The organism is Nesterenkonia sp. LB17 (genome assembly GCF_022565915.1).
Lineage (GTDB): Bacteria > Actinomycetota > Actinomycetes > Actinomycetales > Micrococcaceae > Nesterenkonia.
In genome coordinates, this window is the sequence record NZ_JAJOYX010000001.1 from 226559 (window position 1) to 245753 (window position 19195).

The following is a 19195-nucleotide window of genomic DNA, read 5'->3' on the forward strand; positions in this document are numbered from 1 at the left end:
GCCCATGAGCGCACCAGATCCCACGCTGCTCGACGCAGCGGACTTCAGCACGCTGACGATCACCGAGTCCGCGGACCGGCTGCACGCCCAGCTGGACCGCCCCGAGGTCCGCAACGCCATCGACGCCACCATGATCACCGAGCTGCACGCGGTCTGCGCACACCTGGAGCACCACCCGAAGGTGCTGATCCTCTCCGGCACCGAGTCCGGCGGCAAAGGCATCTTCGCCTCCGGGGCTGACATCGGACAGCTCAGAGACCGACGACGCGCGGACGCGCTGCGCGGAGTCAACTCCACCGCCTTCGAACGCCTGGCCAAGCTGCCCATGCCGGTGATCGCCGCACTGGACGGCTACGCCCTCGGCGGCGGCGCGGAACTGGCCTGGGCCGCCGACTTTCGGCTCGGCACCCCTGCGGTGAAGATCGGCCAGCCCGAGACCGGGCTGGGCATCATCCCGGCCGCCGGGGCGCTCTGGCGGCTGCGTGAGCTCACCGGTGAGGGCGTCGCCAAGGAGATCCTGCTCGCCGGGCGCATCCTCGACGCCCAAGAGTCCCTGGACCACGGGCTGCTCAACGCGGTGCACCCCGCCGCAGAGCTGCTCGACGCCGCCCACGCCCTGGCGGACCGGATCGGCAGACAGGACCCGCTTGCGGTGCGAATCAGCAAGCAGGTCTTCTCCATGCCGCGCGAGGCCCACCCGCAGGTCGACAACCTCGCCCAGGCGATCCTGTTCGAGTCCGAGGCCAAGTTCGAACGCATGCAGGCCTTCCTGGACCGCCGCGAGGCCAAGACCGCGGCGAAGGACGCAGAGAAGACCGCGGCGAAGGCCGATCCCAAGCCAGCACAGACATCAGGAGACCACGGATGAGCACCTCGACCGCAGCGACACAGCCTTTCCCCGCCACCGTCGGAGTGCTCGGCGGAGGCCGCATGGGGGCTGGGATCGCCCACGCGTTCCTCATCGCCGGAGCCGAAGAGGTCGTCGTCGTCGATGTCTCAGAGGCAGCGGCCCAGACCGCCGCCGCGCGGATCACCAAGGATCTCCAGGCCTCGCTGAGCCGGGGGAAGATCGACGGCGAGCTTGCGAGCTGGGCAGACCGGCTCACCGCCACCGCCGATGTCACCGCGTTCACCCGCTGCGGCCTGGTGGTCGAAGCGGTGCCCGAGGATATGGCGCTCAAGGTCGATTCGCTGCGCCGGGCCGAGGCGCAGCTGACCCCGGAGGCCTGGCTGGCCACGAACACCTCCTCGCTGTCCATCACCGCGCTGGCGGAGCACCTGCAGCGGCCCGAGCGGTTCTGCGGGCTGCACTTCTTCAATCCGGTGCCGGCCTCGAAGCTGGTGGAGGTGGTGCTCGCCGAGCGCACCGGCGAAGAGCTCGCCGCGCTCAGCCCGCGCTGGGTCGAGGCCCTGGGCAAGACGCCCGTGGTGGTCAAGGACGCACCCGGCTTCGCCTCCTCCCGGCTGGGAGTGGCGATCGGGCTCGAAGCCATCCGGATGGTCGAAGAAGGCGTGGCCGCTCCGGCCGACATCGACAACGCGATGGTGCTCGGCTACAAGTTCCCGATCGGGCCGCTGGCGCTGACCGACATCGTCGGCCTCGACGTGCGGCTGGGGATCGCTGAATACCTGGAGTCCCAGCTGGGCGAGCGTTTCGCTCCGCCGCAGCTGATGCGCGAGATGGTGGCGCGCGGCGAGCTGGGACAGAAGTCCGGCAAGGGCTTCTACGACTATCCCGAGGCCTGAGCCTCAGGTCCTGACCCCGCAGGTCCAGATCGCGAGCGGCGGGATCAGCGCGACGCATCCTGGACCAGCCATCGCGCCGTGGCCTCATCGAGGATGAGATCAGTGGGCAGCCCGGCAGCCAGGGCCCCGCGCAGGCCGCTGATCTTCGCCTCACCCGAGACGATGCAGATCCGCCGCGGCACCTGTCGCAGCAGCTCCAGGTCCGGTCCCGTGCTGCGCTGATTGATCAGCAGGTCACGGTGGCTGCCGTCGGCGCGGAAGAACATGGTCGCCACGTCTCCGACCACCCGCTCCGCGTCCAGCGCGCGCAGGTCCGCCTCATCGAGGTACCCGCCCGAGTAAACGTGGCTGGGGATCCCGGAGTTGGTCGAGCCGACCCCGAAGATCGCCATGGTCATGCGTCGCTGGAGCTCGAGGATCCTCAGCACGCTGCGTTCGGCCCACATCGCGGTCTTGGTGTCGGCGTGATCGAAGAAGGCCGGGACCGGAAACTGCTCGACGCGGGCGCCATAGGCGTGACCGAATCGGCGCAGGATCTCACTGGCATAGGCGATCCCCGTGGTCTGGGTGTTCCCGGCCCCGTTGAGCTGCACGATCGTGCTGTCGTGGGTGATCCTCCGGCTCAGGTGCTGGCTCACGGCGCTGAGCGTGGAGCCCCAGGCCACGCCGATGATCGCATTGGAATCGACCAGAGGGCCTATGGTCCGGGCCGCCTGGATCGCCACCCGGTCCAGCGACTCTGAATCACTGACCAGATCCGAGACCGGCACGACATGGGCGTCCACTCCGAAGCGTCGCCGGATCTCGTTCTCCAGAGACGGAGCCCGGTGCGCCGGGTTATTGACCTGAATCTCGACCAGACCGGTGTCTCGCGCCATCGAGAGCAGGCGGGAGACCGTGGACCGCGAGGTCATGAGCTCCCGTGCGATGGCGTTCATCGTCAGGTCCTGGAGGTAGTACATCTGCGCCGCGCGCAGGGCATCGCCGCTCCTGGAGCGTGCGGACTCCGCGGTGGATGAACGTGCAGCGGGCTGAGATCTGTCGTCCCCTGGCGATGTGTTGATGATCAATCCTTCCGTAGATTCTGCACGTCTGTGCACCACCATTGACTATTTGTCCCGAAGTTTCAAGAGTGTACCTATACGCACGGTGACCCCGATGTAGCACCTGACACCCTGAGGAGAATGTGATGGCCGACACAATGGCGACCAATGGCGACACCCGGATCCCCGCTGAGAGAGCAGAGGTTCGGCAGCTCCGAGAGACCCCGCGGGCTTCGGTGCTGATCATCGGCGGCGGAATCAACGGTGTCGGCACCTTCCGAGACCTGGCGCTGCAGGGCGTGGACGTGGCGCTCGTGGAGCGCGGCGACTATTGCCAAGGAGCATCCGGGGCGTCCTCGCACATGATCCACGGTGGGATCCGCTACCTGGAGAACGGCGAGTTCAGGCTGGTCCGCGAATCGGTGGTCGAGCGCAATGGCCTGCTGAAGACCGCCCCGCACTACGTGAAGCCGCTTCAGACCACGATCCCCATCTTCAGCACCTTCTCCGGGGTCCTCGCCGCCCCGCTGCGGTTCATCACGCACCGCCAGCACGGGCAGCCTCGCGAACGGGGAGCATTCCTGATCAAGGCGGGCCTGACCATGTATGACTGGTTCTCCCGCGCAGGCGGCGCGGTCCCGCGGCACCGTTTCGCCGGTCGCCGCGCATCCCTCGCGCAGCTCCCGGATCTGCGTCCCGACGTGCGCTACACGGCCACCTACTTCGACGCCTCGGTGCACAACCCGGAGCGGATGACCCTGGATGTGCTGCGTGACGGTCTCAACGCCAACCCGGAGGTCCGGGCCACGAACTACGTCAGCGCGGTGAGCCGCAGCGGGGAGTCCGTGATGCTCCGCGACGAGCTCACCGGAGCTGAGTTCCCGTTCACCGCCGACGTGATCGTCAACGCCACCGGGGCCTGGGTCGATGGGACCAACGAGTCCCTCGGTGAGCCCAGCGCCTTCATGGGCGGCACCAAGGGCTCCCACATCGTGCTCGATCACCCCGAGCTGCTGGCCGCCTGTGCGGGTCGCGAGATGTTCTTCGAGAACACCGACGGTCGCATCGTGCTGATCTACCCCATCGAGGACCGAGTGCTGGTGGGCACCACTGACATCGACGTCGACGTGAACGAACCCGCCGTGTGCACCCCCGAGGAGGTCGACTACTTCATCGACCTGGTCGGACAGGTGTTCCCCCGGATCGCAGTGGAGCCCGGGCACGTGGTCTACAGCTTCTCCGGCGTCAGGCCGCTGCCCCGCCACGACGCGACCCAGCCGGGCTTCGTCTCGCGGGACTACCGCATCGAGAAGCGCGAGGACCGGATCGCTGGACAGTCTGTGACCACGCTCAGCCTGGTCGGTGGGAAATGGACCACCTTCCGGGCGCTCTCCGAGCACCTGACCGATGATGTGCTCGAAGTCCTGGGCAAGCCCCGCACGGTCAGCACCGCCGGGCTCGCCATCGGCGGCGGCGCCGACTTCCCGAAGACACCCTCCGCAGAGAAGGCCTGGATCATGGCCCACGCCCGAGACGGCCTCTCCGCCGAGCGGGTGGAAGTGCTGCTGACCCGGTACGGGACCCGTGCCGCGGAGGTTATCGATCACCTCCGTGCCGGCGCGGACAAGGACCTCGACTCGACGCCTGAGCTGAGCCAGCGCGAGCTGGCCTACATGGTGGAGCACGAGCAGATCGGCCACCTGATCGACGTCCTGATCCGCCGCACCTCCCTGGCCTTCCGCGGGCTCGTCACCGCCGAGCTGCTCAGCGAGCTGGGTGAGAGCCTCGCGCCGCTGCTGGGCTGGGACGCAGAGACCATCGCCTCCGAGATCAAGGACGCACAACGAGTGCTGCGTGAATGGCACACCGTTGAGCTCAAGGATCTGGTGGCCTGACTCCGGCGGGCAGCAGCCCGACGGGAACCCCCTGAAAAATGAATAACGAAAGGAGCCAAAGATGTCTCTAGAAGCTTTCGTCGCCGAGACATTCGGCACCATGCTGCTGCTGCTGCTCGGTTGTGGCGTGGTCGCCAACGCCGTCCTGCGAGGCACCAAGGGCAACAACGGCGGATTTCTGATGATCAACTTCGGCTGGGGGCTCGGCGTCTTCGCCGGCGTCTACGTCGCGGCGCTCTCCGGAGCGCATCTGAACCCCGCCGTCACGGTAGGTCTGCTGGTCAACGGCGACATCGAGACGCTGGGCCCCGACATCGAGAAGTCGGCTCTCAACGTGGTGCTCTACTTCGCGGCGCAGCTGCTGGGCGCCATGATCGGAGCCTTCCTGTGCTACCTCTCTTATAAGAAGCACTTCGACGCGGAGCCTGACCCAGGGGCCAAGCTGGCCGTTTTCGCCACCGGCCCAGCCATCAGGTCCTCCCCCTGGAACCTCATGACCGAGATCATCGGCACCTTCGTGCTGGTGTTCGTCATCATCGCCTTCGCGGGTACACCTTCGGGTCTCGGACCCCTCGCGGTGGCACTGCTGGTGGTCGGCATCGGCGCCTCCCTCGGTGGGCCCACGGGCTACGCCATCAACCCGACTCGTGACCTTGGGCCCAGAATCGTCCATGCGCTGCTGCCCATCAAGGGCAAGGGCGGAAGCGACTGGTCCTACGCCTGGGTTCCGATTCTCGGCCCCCTGATCGGCGGTGCTCTGGGCGGTCTGCTGGCCATGATGGTCACCCTTCCCGTCGTGAACGGATAGCGCAGAAGCATCGCGGGCGGCTCGGCTGCTGCCCGTAATCGGAACTTTCACCGACTGCACACTCAACGAGGAGAACAACATGTCGAAGTACGTCATCGCGATCGACCAGGGCACCACCTCGAGTCGAGCCATCATCTTTGACCACAGCGGGAACATCGTGTCCTCGGGTCAGAAGGAGCACGAGCAGATCTTCCCCAAGGCGGGCTGGGTCGAGCACGACCCGATGGAGATCTGGAACAACACCAGGGAAGTCATCGGCAACGCACTCTCGAAGGTGAACCTGACCCGGCACGACATCGCCGCGGTGGGCATCACCAACCAGCGTGAGACCACGGTGGTGTGGGACAAGCACACCGGAGAGCCCGTCTACAACGCGATCGTCTGGCAGGACACTCGCACCCAGTCGATCGTGGACGAGCTCGCCGCCGACGGCGGGGTGGAGCGCTTCAAGACGAAGGTCGGTCTGCCGCTGGCGACCTACTTCTCCGGCACCAAGGTGAAGTGGATCCTGGACAACGTGGAAGGTGCCCGCGCCAGGGCCGAGGCCGGGGACCTCTACTTCGGGAACACCGACTCCTGGATCACCTGGCACCTCACCGGCGGCACCGAGGGCGGCGTGCACATCACCGATGTCACCAACGCCTCACGGACCATGTTCATGGACCTCGAGACCCTCTCATGGGATGACGAGCTCCTGAAGGCCTTCGGGGTGCCCCGCTCGATGCTGCCGGAGATCAAGTCCTCCTCGGAGGTCTACGGCACGGTCCACACCGCTCAGCTGCTGCGCGAGACGCCGGTGGCCGGGATCCTCGGTGACCAGCAGGCCGCGACGTTCGGTCAGGCCGCGTTCGAGAAGGGCGGGGCGAAGAACACCTATGGCACCGGCAACTTCCTGATCGTCAACACCGGTGAGGAGATCGTCCACTCGAAGAACGGGCTGCTCACCACCGTCTGCTACAAGCTGGGCGACGCCAAGCCGGTCTACGCCCTGGAGGGCGCGATCGCCGTGACCGGATCGCTGATCCAGTGGCTGCGCGACAACCTGGGGTTCATCAAGACGGCACCCGAGGTGGAGGAGCTGGCCAAGTCGGTGGAGGACAACGGCGGGGTCTACGTGGTGCCCGCCTTCTCCGGGCTGTTCGCTCCCTACTGGCGGGGCGAGGCGCGCGGGGTCATCGTGGGTCTCACCCGCTTCGTGAACAAGGGCCACATCGCCCGGGCCGCGCTGGAGGCCACGGCCTTCCAGACCCGCGAGGTGCTCGACGCGGCCAACGCCGATGCGGGGGTCGACATGGCGGACCTGCGGGTCGACGGCGGGATGGTGGCCAACGATGCGCTGATGCAGTTCCAGGCCGACATCCTTGGGATCCCGGTGATCCGGCCGAAGGTGGTCGAGACCACGGCGCTTGGTGCGGCCTATGCGGCGGGCCTGGCGGTGGGCTTCTGGAGCGACACCGATGAGCTGGCGACCAACTGGGCGGAGGACAAGCGCTGGCTGCCGTCGATGGACGACGCCGAGCGTGATCGCCAGATGCGTCTCTGGAAGAAGGCCGTGACCCGGACGTTCGACTGGGTGGACGAGGACGTCAAGTAGCACTCAAGCAGCCGACGTCGAGCGGCAGACAGCTGCGCGCAGCTGAACGGGCCCGTGCTGATCCCTTGAGATCGGTGCGGGCCCGTCTGCGTGTCAGGTGCGTCGGGTGAGGGGCGCCGCAGCGAGGGCGACGTGTCAGGGGAGTCTGGACCCTCGACCGGGATGTGGGGTGGCCACCAGCCCGTGACGCCCGCGTCTGCCGCGGTACGTCGCCGTCTCCGGGGGCCTCCAGGCGCCGAGCGCCTCCTCCTCGACGGCGAAGACCTGCACGCCCAGCGGGTGACAGTGCTCGAGCTGCTCTTCGGTGGTCGCCGCATCGGGTCCCCACATGTGCACCGAGAGGTCGCCCCCGGGGCAGGTGGAGAGCGCGCAGAGCAGATCGATCTCGGCGAAGAACTCGAAGTAGTCACCGGGCTGGGTGGGGCAGGCATCCATGAAGTACTCACGCTTCTCATTGAGGCCTGCGAACTGGAACACGTTGAGCACATCGTGGACGTCGTACTCGGTGAGGCCGTGACCGTGGATGGCCCGGGTGAGGTTGGAGTGGCAGTGGTAGTCGAAGTCCTCACCGGTGAGCATCCGATTGACATAGGGGTCACAGCGGGTGCCCAGCAGGTCGTGGATGACCTCGGCGTCGGGGTGCTCGGCCAGGGAGTCCCCGATCACCGTGGCCATCGGGCGCAGGTGGGGGAGTGTGGACCAGAAACGGTCATAGGTGGTCATCGAGGCGCGCTGCAGCTGCCGGGTCCGGGCGGCCCAGAACCGTTCGCGCGGGTTGTGCAGGTTCCACAGGTTCAGGTCACCGACCTGTGGACCCTCGATGGCGCTGATCCGCACGATCGACCCGGCACTGACCTCCCAGGCGTGACCGGAGCGGACCGGGATCTCGAACTCCCGGGTCAGCGTCCGCTCGGCGGAGGCCACGGCGTCATAGAAGCTGCGATCCGGGTCCAGCGGTCCTGAGGGCATCGACTGATACGCGGCGGGCTGATCGTAGGTGCGCGGCCTCGCTGTCCGTGCGCTCGCAGTGTCTGGGACGGCGGGGTCAGCGGTCGCGGGTTCTCCGCTGGTGAGGTCTCCGGTCATGCTGTCTCCTTCTCGCGGGGAAGGGTCCAGTCTAGGGAAGAGGCCGGGGCCGACATCTGTTGTCGGCCCCGGCCCGTTCTGCTCATCCCTCAATGGTGCAGCCTATTGATCCTCAGAGATCCGCCAGCGCGGAGGACGGGTCCTCCAAGCAGGTGGCCACGAAGTTCAGGAACCCGCCGGCGGTGCCGCCGTCGCACACCCGGTGATCGAAGGCGATGGTCAAGGTGGCGACCTTGCGGACTGCGAGCTCCCCGTTCACCGCCCAGGCGCGGTCAAGGATCCGGCCGATGCCGAGGATTCCGACCTCGGGGTGGTTGATGATCGGGGTGGCGCCGTCGGAGCCGAAGACCCCGTAGTTGTTCACCGTGAAGGTGCCTCCGGTGAGCTCCTTGCCCGAGATCTTGCCCTCGCGGGCCTCACCGACCAGCCGTGAGATCTCCCCGTGCAGCGCCCGGGCGGAGAGCCGCTCGGCGTGCCGGATCACCGGAACCACCAGCCCTGCCGGTGTCTGGGCCGCGAAGCCCAGGTTCACGCCGTCGTAGTGCACGATCTCCTGGGTGCCGTCTGCCGTGTCCTCGAGCCTGGTGGCCAGGTCCGGATAGCGGGAGAGCCCGGCCAGCACGAACCGGCTGAGCAGCGCCAGCAGCGACGGCGCGGTGGTGCCGTCCTTGGCGGCCTGCGCCTTGAGTCGGGAGCGCAGCGCGAGGACCTCGGTCATGTCCACGTCCTGCCAGACTGTGGCCTCCGGGATCTCTCGGCGCGAACGGGTCAGAGTGGTGGCCACAGCCTTGCGCATCCCCGACATCGGGACGCGTTCGCGGACCTCGAGGCCACCCGGTGCCGGTGCCGCTGCGGGTGCGCCGGTCTTCGACGAGCCCGCGGAGGGCTGTGTGGGACCGGACGCAGATGCCGAGGCAGGCGCAGAGCTGACCGCCTCGGCGGAGGCAGGGGCTGCCTGGGCGGAGGAGTCGATCGCGGCGAGCACGTCGGCGCGCAGGATCATCCCCTCCGGACCGGTGCCCGTGAGCTCGCCCAGGGTGAGGGCATGCTCGCGAGCCAGTCGGCGCACCAGTGGCGAGGACACCCGAGGGGCCTTCTGCGCTGGAGCTGTGACGGCTGGAGCGTCGCTCGCCGGGGAGGCGGCACCGCCGGCGGCTGCCGGGCGGGAGGCGCCGTTGCGTCGGCGGCGTCGCCCGCTGCTCTTCGAGGTGGAGGTGCCGTAGCCGATCAGGACATTGCCCGATCCTTCATCCTCCGCGGAGTCAGCGGCGGATTCGGGGGCCGTGGCCGCTCCGGTGGCGGGCATCGTGCCGGCGCGCTCCTCCTCGCGGTAGCTCAGTGCTCCCGCGGAGGAGCCGTTGGCGGCGCCGTCTGCTCCGGCGCCGGCGGAGTCATCCGCGGCGGATCCGCTTCCGGCTTCACCCTCGGCACCCACGCTGATCAGCGGTTCGTCCACGATCAGGGTCTCGCCCACGGCGCCGTGGAGCTTGGTGACCACTCCGGCGTAGGGGGTGGGCACCTCGATGGCGGACTTGGCGGTCTCGACCTCGGCGATGGGCTGATCCACCACGATCGTCTCGCCCTCGGCCACCAGCCAGCTCAGCAGCGTGGCCTCGGTCAGTCCTTCGCCCAGGTCGGGCAGGTTGAAAGTGGTCATCTCAGTCCTCCCACTGCAGCTCGTCGAGCGCGTCCAGGATGCGGTCCACGCTGGGCAGGTGGTGCTCCTCTAGCTTCGGCGATGGATATGGAATGTCGAACCCGGTGACCCGCTTGACCGGGGAGGACAGTGAATGGAAGCTGCGCTCCTGGATCCGGGCCACGATCTCGGCGGCCACCGAGACGAAGCCCTGCGCCTCGGCGATCACCACTGCGCGACCGGTCTTGGTCACCGTGGCCTCCAAGGCGGCGTCGTCGAAGGGCACGATGCTGCGCAGGTCCAGGACCTCCGCAGAGATCCCGTCCTCGGCGGCGGCCGCGGCGGCCTTCAGCGCGGTGGACACACTGGGCCCGTAGCTGATCAATGAGACGTCGGTGCCCTCACGGACGACGACGGCGCGGCCTTCAGCCCCGACCCCGGCCGCCGGTGCGGACTCATCGTTCGCAGCGGCCTCGTACTGGGTGCGCAGTGCGCTGAGGTCGACGGCCTCCTTGGTCCAGTAGAGCTTCTTCGGCTCGAAGAAGATCACCGGGTCCGGGGAGTCGATGGCCTCGCGCAGCATCAGGTAGGCGTCGCTGACCGTGGCCGGGGTGTAGATCTTCAGCCCCGGGGTGTGCGCGTAGTAGGCCTCGGAGGAGTCGCAGTGGTGCTCCACGCCGCCGACTCCGCCGCCGTAGGGGATCCGGATGACCATGGGCAGGCGGACCCGCCCGCGGGACCGGTTGGCGGTCTTGGCGATGTGGCTGAAGATCTGCTCCAGCGCCGGGTAGGCGAAGGCGTCGAACTGCATCTCGATCACCGGGCGCATCCCGTTGATCGCCATGCCCATGGCCATGCCGGCGATGCCTGATTCGGCCAGCGGGGTGTCGAAGCAGCGGTTCGCGCCGAAGCGCTGGGTCAGCCCGTCGGTGATCCGGAAGACTCCGCCGAGTGTGCCGACGTCCTCGCCGAAGACGCAGACCGAGCGGTCGCCCTCCATGGCGTCGGACATCGCGGTGTTCAGCGCTGCGGCGAAGGTGGTGGGCTTGGTGGTGGCGCCGGCCGGCGCGGGGGTGGTGGCAGTGGCCATGGGTCAGCCCTCCTGGCTTCGCTCGAGCTCATCGGCCAGCTTGGCGCGCTGTTCGCGCAGCTGGGCGGTCGGGGCGGCATAGACGTGGTCGAAGATCTCCAGCGGGTCCATGTCCGGTTCGGTGGTCATGGCCAGACGCAGTGCGGCCGCGACCTCCTCGGCCTTCCCGCTGATCCGGGTCTCGGCGTCGGAGTCGAGGACCCCGCGCTCGGTGAGGAAGGTGCGCATGCGCAGCAGCGGGTCACGCTGCTTCCACTGCTCGACCTCGGCGGACTCGCGGTAGCGGGAGTCGTCGTCGGCGTTGGTGTGGGCCTGCATCCGATAGGTGATGGCTTCGAGCAGCAGCGGCATCGAGTTCTTCCGGGCCAGCTCGACGGCGCGGCGCAGCGTGGCCAGCACGGCCACCATGTCGTTGCCGTCCACCTGCTCCCCGGCCATGCCGTAGCCGATGGCCTTGTGCGCCAGCGAAGGCGCAGCGGTCTGCGCCGAGAGCGGCACCGAGATGGCGTAGCCGTTGTTCTGCACGAAGAACACCACCGGGACCTCGAAGACCGCGGCGAAGTTCAGCGCCTCGTGGAAGTCGCCCTCGCTGGTGGCGCCGTCGCCGCACATCGCGAGCACCACGGTGTCCTCGCCGCGCAGCTTCGCCGCGTGGGCCACGCCGACGGCGTGGAGCAGCTGGGTGGTCAGCGGCGTCGACATGGCAGAGATCTTGTAGTCCAGCGGGTCATAGCCGCAGTGCCAGTCGCCGCGGAAGGAGACCATGACCTCCAGCGGGTCCACCCCGCGGGTGATCGTGGCGACGGTGTCGCGGTAGGTGGGGAACATCCAGTCTCCGGTGCCCAGTGCAAGGGCGGCACCGACCTGGCATGCCTCCTGGCCGTGGGAGGAGGGGTAGACGGCGAGCCGGCCCTGGCGGACCAGGGCATAGTTCTGGTCATTGACCCGGCGGCCCACCACCAGCGCCTCGTAGGCGGCCAGCAGGGCGTCGTCCTCGGGGATCGGGTATTCGTGCCCGGGGCTGGTGCCCTGGGCCTCCTCGGCGATCAGCTGCCCGTCGGGTCCGAGCATCCGGATCTGCTGGGCGGCCGGGAGCATGTACTGCTCCGGGGTGATCCCGAAGCTGCTGCTCGTCTCCTTGATGTGGGAGCCCTGGATCGGGGTCCCGTCCCGTGTCTCGCTGGTCATCGCGAGTCCTCCTAAAAAAGTCTCTCGTGCAGGTGTCGTGCATCACACTCTTGGTACGAGTGTCACCCAGCTCGCCTGCGCGTGACCACTGCGCAGACACATCCAAGACGGCGTCCGCCCGGGGGTCCCCGGGGCTGGACGAACTGCTCGTGTGGGGTGCGCCACGGCTGGTATCGTCCAGAGCTATGGGCGATGAACGAGACGAGGCGGCGAGAGGTCAGATCTCGCTGGACTCCGTGGACCACCGGATCCTGCATGCGCTGAGTCAGGATGCCCGCCAATCGGTGAGCGCCCTGGCCTCCGGGCTGCACCTGTCCCGGGCCAACGCCTATGAGCGGATCTCCCGGCTGCGCGCCGCCGGAGTGCTGCAGGGCTATACCGCGGTGATCGATCCTCGGGCGGCCGGGATGTCCACGGCGGCCTACGTCTTTCTCACCCTGAAGCAGGATGACTGGGAGGTGCTGCGCGGGGCGCTCGCCGATGAGCCCGCGGTGCGGCATCTGGCGCTGGTCGGCGGACAGTACGACGCGGTGCTGCTGGTGCGCACCCGCACCGTGGAGGAGCTGCGCCGCGTGGTCTTCGAGCGGATCCAGTCGCTGGCCTGCGTACAGTCCTCCCAGACCGCCCTGATCTTCGACGACCACACCCAATACGAGCACCCGATGCCAAGGAGACCTTCATGACCTTTCGAGCAGCCCTGATCGAACAGACACTGGAGCGCGGACGCGTTCAGGATCACCAGGCGACCTTGCAGGACCTTCCCGAGGACTACCTCGACGGCGCCGGGGGAGACGCCCCGGTGGACATCGCTGTCCACTACTCCGGGATCAACTACAAGGACGGCCTCGCCCTGGCCGGCAAGCCCGGGGTGGCGCGGACCTCCCCGCTGATCCCGGGCATCGACCTGGTCGGCGAGGTCACCGCCTCCGCCGATCCGCAGTTCAGCCCGGGCGACGTCGTGGTGCTCACCGGCGGCGGGATCGGCGAGGCGGCCCACGGCGGCCTGGCCGAGCGAGCCCGGGTCTCCGCGAAATACCTGGTCAAACTCCCCGCGGGGCTGAGCCCACGGCGGGCCGCGGCGATCGGAACCGCAGGGTTCACCGCGATGCTCGCGGTGCTCGCGCTGGAGCGCGGCGGAGTGCGGCCCGAGTCGGGCGCCGTCGTCGTCAGCGGGGCGGCTGGAGGGGTCGGCTCGGTGGCGATCGCGGTGCTCAACCAGCTCGGCTATAAGGTCACCGCGGTGACCGGCCGGGTCCATGAGCAGGGCGAGTATCTGCGCCACCTCGGCGCCTCCGAGCTGCTGGACCGCCAGGACTTCGCCGAGGCAGGGTCTGCGCTGCAGAAGCGCCGCTGGGCGGGTGGGATCGACTCCGCCGGCTCGGCCACCCTGGCGAACATCCTCTCGCAGACCGACGACGACGGGACCGTCGCCAGCTGCGGGCTGGCCCAGGGCGTCGACCTGCCCACCACCGTGATGCCCTTCATCCTGCGCGGGGTCACCCTCGCCGGGATCAACTCCGTGACCGCGTCGCCTGAGCTGCGTTCACAGGCGTGGGCCCGACTGGCCAGCGACCTGCCCCTGGAGCTGCTCGATGAGATGACCCAGGAGATCCCGCTGGACGGGGTCTTCGAGCAGGCCGAGCAGATCCTCGCCGGCCAGGTCCGCGGCCGCACGGTGGTGAAGGTGAAGGGATGAAGCTGCAGCGGTGAACCTGGGGAGCTGAGTCGGCGAGCTGAGCTGGAGCAGCGGACGTGGCGCGGCGGATTCTGTGCGGGGTGTCACATTCTCGCCTCCCGGGCTAGGATGGGGTCAATTACCGACCGTTCGGTCAGTTCTACCTGTCGTTGAGAGGACCCCATGGCTGCCACTGACACATCTGCGGCTCCCCGTCTCCTGCCCAGCTACATCCAGGACTCCTGGTGGACCCCGGAGGCCCCGAGCAAGGTCAGCGAGATCCTTGACGCCTCCACCTCTGAGCCGGTCTGCCTGGTCTCCACCGAGGGACTGGACACCTCCGCCGCCGTCGCCCACGCCCGCTCGGTCGGCCAGGAGAGCCTGGGGCAGCTGACCATCCACCAGCGCGCACTGCGGCTGAAGCACCTGGCGGCCTACCTCCACGAGCACCGCGAGGAGCTCTACGAGCTCTCCGACCGCACCGGCTCCACCCGGCGTGACCACCTGATCGACGTGGACGGCGGCATCGGCACCATCCGCACCTTCTCCTCGAAGGGTCGGAAGGAGCTGCCCAACGCCAACGTCATCGTCGACGGGCAGGTGGAGCAGCTCTCCCGCGACGGCTCCTTCCTCGGTGAGCACATCTACACCCGGCTCACCGGGGTGGCCGTGCAGATCAACGCCTTCAACTTCCCGGTCTGGGGGATGCTGGAGAAGTTCGCCCCGAGCTTCATCGCCGGGGTGCCCACCATCGTGAAGCCCGCCTCGCAGACCGCCTACGTCACCCAGGCCTGTGTGCGGCTGATGATCGACTCGGGGCTGATCCCCACCGGTGCGCTGCAGCTGATCTCCGGCTCCGCCCGGGACCTGCTGGACCACCTGGATCACCGCGACCACGTGGCCTTCACCGGCTCGGCTAACACCGCGCAGCTGCTGCGCTCCCATGACAACGTGGCCAACCAGGGTGTGCGCTTCACCGCGGAGACCGATTCGCTCAACGCCGCCATCCTGGGTCCCGACGCCGGCCCGGACACGGTCGAGTTCGACGCCTTCATCAAGTCGGTGGCCCTGGAGATGACCGCGAAGACCGGCCAGAAGTGCACCGCGATCCGCCGCGTCATCGTGCCCTCGGCCCAGGTGGACCCGGTGGTCGAGGCGCTGCGGAAGCGGCTGGACTCCCGCGTGGTCCTGGGAGACCCGCGTGACGCCGACACCACGATGGGCCCGCTGGCCTCCACCGATCAGCGCGACGAGGTCGCCCGTGCGGTGGACACACTGGTCAGCGCCGGCGGCGCAGTGCGGGTGGGGGGCCCGGAGTCCGGCACCGGCTCGGCCGATGCCGCGCTCGGCGCGTACTTCCCGGCCACCGTGCTCTCCTTCGCCGAGGCCCGCACCCCTGAGGTGCACTCGGTGGAGGCCTTCGGTCCGGTCACCTCGGTGCTGGGCTACGCCGACATCGACGACGCCGTGGACCTCGCCGCCCTCGGCGGCGGGTCCCTCGTCGCCACCGTCTGCACCCATGACCCGGAGATCGCCGCCGAGTTCACCCGCGGCATCGCCTCCCACCATGGGCGCGTGCTCTTCCTGGACCGCGACGACGCCAAGACCTCCACCGGTCACGGCTCTCCGCTGCCCCACCTGGTCCACGGCGGCCCCGGACGGGCCGGCGGCGGCGAGGAGCTCGGTGGGATCCGCGCGGTCAAGCACTACATGCAGCGCACCGCCGTCCAGGGCTCCCCGGACCTGCTCACCGGGGTGACCGGGGTCTGGCACCGTGGCGCCAAGGCCATCACCGCGACCCCTGAGACGGTGGCCGACGGCACCGCCGTGCACCCGTTCCGCAAATCCCTGACCGAGCTGCGCATCGGGGACCAGTTCGCCTCGGGGCTGCGCACCGTGGCGTTGGAGGACATCACCTCCTTCGCCGAGTCCACCGGGGACACCTTCTACGCCCACACCAACGAGGAGGCGGCGACGGCGAACCCGTTCTTCCCGCGCCGAGTGGCCCACGGGTACCTGCTGGTGGCCTGGGCTGCCGGACTCTTCGTGGAGCCGGCTCCGGGGCCGGTGCTGGCGAACACCGGCCTGGAGAACCTCTCCTTCCAGACCCCGGTGACCTACGACGACTCGATCCGCGTGACGCTGACCGCGAAGCAGATCATCCCGCGCGAGACCGACGACTATGGCGAGGTCCGCTGGGACACCGTGCTGCACAACCAGCACGATGAGATCGTCGCGACCTATGACGTGCTGACCCGGGTGGCGAAGCAGAACAAGCCCGAGTGGGTGTGACGCCGTCGTCGGCTGACGTCGGCTGACGTCGGCTGCGCGGGCCTGACGCCCGCAGACCTCAGGCGCACGCAGGCACATGCTCGAGCAGTGAAGGGGCGGGGCCGGGGGAGAACCTCGGCTCCGCCCTCTGCCGTGTCCGACCTCCAGGCTCTCCTCGGGAACGGCGCGTAGCGTAAGGGGCTGAGTTTTCATCGCCCCTGAGTGGGCTCGAGGTCAGGCAAGGGGCGCACATGGTGGCAGCGGCAATGCCAAATGACCCTGCGCGCGCCCGGATTCCCCACGTGGCCCGGCGGTCTGGCGCGATCCTCGGCCGAATCACGCTCTTTCTGCTGGTCTGGATCGGGCTCGCCCTGCTGATCGCCGCAGCCATGATCCGCCTCCTCTGGGGAGAGATCACCGTGGGCCAGGTGCTGCTGAACCTGGTCTCCGTGGAGACCGACGGTGGAGGTGGAGCCCTGGTCTGGGTCGGCGTCCTGGGCATCGGAGTCCTCCCGCTGGTGATCACCGCCGGGATCGCGCTGTCGGTGCGATTCCGACGCCGCATACGCCGGTTGCGCGGGGATCACGACCGAGCCTGGCGCTCGCCGTGGCTGATGCGCGCCGTCGCGAGTGCGGCGGCCGCTTCAACAGTGGTCCTCGGGACTGCCTCCTTCGCCACAGCGGTGGGCCTCGCTGACCACATCAATGCGGGGAACTCCGAGTACGACCTCAGCGACCACTACCTTCAGCCGCGCATCACCGGCGACGAGCAGAAGCGCAACGTGGTGCTGATCTACCTTGAGGCCGGCGAGGCCACGCTCGAAGATGAGGCGCTCTTCGAGAAGGATGCGTTCGCCCCGCTCAAGGACGTGACCGCGGCTGACGCGGGCTGGCAGAGCGTGGAAGATCTCCGGCAGTACGAGGGCGGCGGCTGGACCATGTCCGGTCTCACCTCGACCCAGTGCGGCATCCCGCTGGCGGGCGCCACCTCTGCCGCGAGCAGCGGCGCGCTCGGTGAGCTTCGCGAGGGCGATGAGGCCTACCTGGGTGGAACGACCTGCCTGGGTGATGTCTTGGACGATCACGGATACACCAATGTCTTCCTGGGCGGCGCCAGCTCCTCCTTCGCCGAGAAGGACAACTTTCTGGCCAGCCACGGCTACACGCAGATCAAGGGTCTCGCCGACTGGCGGGCCGCCGGCGAATCGGCGAGCAGCTTCCGCAGCGACTGGGGCCTGAGTGACCAGCGCCTGATGGCCCGGGCCAAGGACGAGCTCGATGAGCTCCATGCGGATTCCGTGCGGACCGGGGCGCCGTTCAACCTCTCAGTGCTGACCCTGGACACCCATGAACCGGTCCACGTGTTCGACTACTGCGACGTGGACACGCAGGACCAGGCCACCTCAGTGTTCTCCTGCTCCATGGCGCAGGTGGCGGGATTCGTGGAACACATGGAGGAGCAGGGATACCTCGAGGACACCGCCGTGGTGATCATGGGCGACCACCTCAAGCCGGTCAACACCGGCGACGCCTTCCAGGAGCAGCTCGAAGACCACCCGGACCGCAGCATCTTCAACCGGATCTGGATTCCAGGCGGAGGGGCGGACGCCACGCTGCGCAAGGGCGTGGACCAGCTGAGCATGTACCCCACGCTTCTGGAGGTCGCCGGCCTGACCCTCTCCGATGGTCAGGCCGGGGTGGGGGTGTCCGCGTTCTCCTCCCAGGTGCCAGAGGATTCAGCGCAGTCGCTGTCCCCGGCGGTGTATTCCGAGCTGCTGAGGTCGCGTTCCTCGGAGTTCTACTCCGAGGCGTGGGACGACGCCGCCACACCCGGCTCACCCGGCACACTGGACTGACCCGGCGCAAGGGACTGACCCGGCTGGTCGAGCGTAATGAGGTCTCGGTGTGTTTCTGGGTGCCGGTCGGGAAGGGGCGCGATCCCGGGTGAGATCGAGGATGATGGCCCCATGGCAAAGACCGTGATCTTCCTGTTCCATGACGACAACAGTTCACTCGAGGCTGGTTCCCATGTAGCGGAGAGGATCCGCCAGGTCGCCGAAGGCCAGGGCGTGGAGCTCGAGGTCTTCTGCTTCGGTCCCGCGCAGGCCGCCCTGACCGAGGAGAGCGACGACCCGGTCCGAGCAGGCTACCGGCACCAGATCGAGGCACTCACTCGAGACGGCGTCGAAGTGCATGCCTGCCTGAACGCGGCGAACGCCGTCGGTACGGCCGAGGCGCTCATCTCGCGCGGGGTGACTCTTGAATACGCACGCGACGCCTTTGTCCGCTACGCCCTCGAAGGTGCGGCGGTGATCAGCTTCTGACATGACGACACCGATTGATGACGCAGGTGAGGAGGCGTCCCACGAAGAGCGAGAGGAATCGCACTGGGAAGTCCCGTCGTGGCTGCGAGAAGCGACCGAGCTGCCGGGGTTCCAGGTTCTGGATACCAGGTCCGCGCAGGGTCGGATCGAATCTCGCGCCAAGAAGGTCACCCTCGCAGATCTGATCCTCTTCCACGGCCATGCCTGTGACGGGCTGCTTCGGGGTGCATACGCCTTCGCCGCACTGGTCCTCGACGCATTCCCAGGAGGGGTCATCGACCGCACCGACCTTCTGGTCGTCTCGAAGAACAGCCCATGCCTGGGTGACATCGCCGCGTACCTGACCGGTGGTCGGGTCAGGTACGGCACGCATCTGCTCGACGATTCCTTCGGGGTGCGATTCGTGGTCAAGCAGCTCTCCACCGGTGACGCCTGGGAAGTGCAAGAGGAGCCCGGCTTCTTTCCGCCGTTGATCGCAGATTGGGAAGCGGCCCTGCTCGACGACACGCTCACCGAGAATGGAACACTCAGCATTGCTGAGAAGGCGGACCTTGTGGCGGTCAATGAAGCTGTGCAATGGAACTGGGTGCGCACCGCGCTGCTGCCGAGTCGACCGTCCGAGCACTACAAGGTTCGTAGACTCCGCGATGCCGCGCTTCCCGCCCCGCTCTTGGAAGCGCGACGCACCGACGTCGCGAACCGAGACGTTCCGCCGTCTTCGCGGTTCCGCAGTCCCTATGGAGAGCGGACCGATCTCCCGAGCCCCAGCATTCCCGCAGACGTTCCTGAGCCTTGGGCCGCGCGGTATCTTCAGGGACCGCCGGCCGGCTGATCCCGAT

General features: G+C 68.2%; 16 protein-coding genes. 11 read left to right on the top strand and 5 right to left on the bottom strand.

The window, feature by feature from the left end:
* Nucleotides 1–4 precede the first annotated feature (4 nt).
* Nucleotides 5–868 carry an enoyl-CoA hydratase/isomerase family protein gene (locus LTH96_RS01055; RefSeq protein ID WP_241463760.1) on the top strand — a complete coding sequence of 288 codons (864 nt, stop codon included), beginning with the start codon at nt 5–7 and terminating at the stop codon, nt 866–868.
* A complete protein-coding gene (locus LTH96_RS01060; RefSeq protein ID WP_241463761.1) occupies nt 865–1746 on the top strand; it encodes a 3-hydroxyacyl-CoA dehydrogenase family protein in 882 nt (293 codons plus the stop codon). Before LTH96_RS01055 ends, LTH96_RS01060 begins: the two co-directional genes overlap by 4 nt.
* A 44-nt stretch (nt 1747–1790) precedes the next feature.
* Here the strand turns inward: LTH96_RS01060 and LTH96_RS01065 are convergent, their stop codons facing one another.
* A complete protein-coding gene (locus LTH96_RS01065; protein ID WP_241464422.1) occupies nt 1791–2708 on the bottom strand; it encodes a sugar-binding transcriptional regulator in 918 nt (305 codons plus the stop codon).
* A gap of 227 nt (nt 2709–2935) precedes the next feature.
* On the opposite strand from LTH96_RS01065, the gene LTH96_RS01070 reads away from it, so the two are divergent.
* The 3 genes from LTH96_RS01070 to glpK all read left to right on the top strand — a co-directional run bounded on the left by LTH96_RS01070 (nt 2936) and on the right by glpK (nt 7086).
* On the top strand, nt 2936–4684 hold the full coding sequence (locus tag LTH96_RS01070) for a glycerol-3-phosphate dehydrogenase/oxidase (RefSeq protein WP_370644352.1): 1749 nt from the start codon (nt 2936–2938) through the stop codon (nt 4682–4684).
* 61 nt (nt 4685–4745) lie between these two features.
* Nucleotides 4746–5492 carry an MIP/aquaporin family protein gene (locus LTH96_RS01075; protein WP_241463762.1) on the top strand — a complete coding sequence of 249 codons (747 nt, stop codon included), beginning with the start codon at nt 4746–4748 and terminating at the stop codon, nt 5490–5492.
* A 79-nt stretch (nt 5493–5571) separates the two neighbouring features.
* Nucleotides 5572–7086, top strand: a complete 1515-nt coding sequence (gene glpK / locus LTH96_RS01080; RefSeq protein ID WP_241463763.1) for a glycerol kinase GlpK — start codon at nt 5572–5574, stop codon at nt 7084–7086.
* Between the two features lie 135 nt (nt 7087–7221).
* Here the strand turns inward: glpK and LTH96_RS01085 are convergent, their stop codons facing one another.
* From LTH96_RS01085 to pdhA, 4 genes are all read right to left on the bottom strand, one after another.
* A complete protein-coding gene (locus LTH96_RS01085; protein ID WP_241463764.1) occupies nt 7222–8172 on the bottom strand; it encodes an urea carboxylase-associated family protein in 951 nt (316 codons plus the stop codon).
* Between the two features lie 112 nt (nt 8173–8284).
* Nucleotides 8285–9829, bottom strand: a complete 1545-nt coding sequence (locus LTH96_RS01090; RefSeq protein ID WP_241463765.1) for a dihydrolipoamide acetyltransferase family protein — start codon at nt 9827–9829, stop codon at nt 8285–8287.
* 1 nt (nt 9830) lies between these two features.
* Nucleotides 9831–10898 (bottom strand): alpha-ketoacid dehydrogenase subunit beta, encoded by a 1068-nt coding sequence (locus LTH96_RS01095; protein ID WP_241463766.1) that lies wholly within the window; start codon nt 10896–10898, stop codon nt 9831–9833.
* Between the two features lie 3 nt (nt 10899–10901).
* A complete protein-coding gene (gene pdhA / locus LTH96_RS01100) occupies nt 10902–12086 on the bottom strand; it encodes a pyruvate dehydrogenase (acetyl-transferring) E1 component subunit alpha (protein ID WP_241463767.1) in 1185 nt (394 codons plus the stop codon).
* 185 nt (nt 12087–12271) lie between these two features.
* On the opposite strand from pdhA, the gene LTH96_RS01105 reads away from it, so the two are divergent.
* The 6 genes from LTH96_RS01105 (at nt 12272) to LTH96_RS01130 (ending at nt 19188) form a co-directional block, all read left to right on the top strand.
* Nucleotides 12272–12769 carry an Lrp/AsnC family transcriptional regulator gene (locus LTH96_RS01105; protein ID WP_241463768.1) on the top strand — a complete coding sequence of 166 codons (498 nt, stop codon included), beginning with the start codon at nt 12272–12274 and terminating at the stop codon, nt 12767–12769.
* Nucleotides 12766–13782 (top strand): MDR family oxidoreductase, encoded by a 1017-nt coding sequence (locus LTH96_RS01110; protein WP_241463769.1) that lies wholly within the window; start codon nt 12766–12768, stop codon nt 13780–13782. The genes LTH96_RS01105 and LTH96_RS01110 overlap by 4 nt, the downstream gene beginning before the upstream one ends.
* A 162-nt stretch (nt 13783–13944) precedes the next feature.
* Nucleotides 13945–16053, top strand: a complete 2109-nt coding sequence (gene paaZ, locus LTH96_RS01115) for a phenylacetic acid degradation bifunctional protein PaaZ (RefSeq protein WP_241463770.1) — start codon at nt 13945–13947, stop codon at nt 16051–16053.
* Nucleotides 16054–16298: 245 nt separating this feature from the next.
* Complete coding sequence (locus tag LTH96_RS01120) at nt 16299–17888, top strand: LTA synthase family protein (RefSeq protein ID WP_241463771.1); 1590 nt, start codon at nt 16299–16301, stop codon at nt 17886–17888.
* A 111-nt stretch (nt 17889–17999) separates the two neighbouring features.
* Complete coding sequence (locus LTH96_RS01125) at nt 18000–18356, top strand: DsrE family protein (protein ID WP_241463772.1); 357 nt, start codon at nt 18000–18002, stop codon at nt 18354–18356.
* Between the two features lies 1 nt (nt 18357).
* The gene (locus tag LTH96_RS01130; protein WP_241463773.1) at nt 18358–19188 is read left to right on the top strand and encodes a formylmethanofuran dehydrogenase subunit E family protein; all 831 of its coding nucleotides are present in this window, start codon (nt 18358–18360) and stop codon (nt 19186–19188) included.
* The last annotated feature ends 7 nt before the right edge of the window (nt 19189–19195 follow it).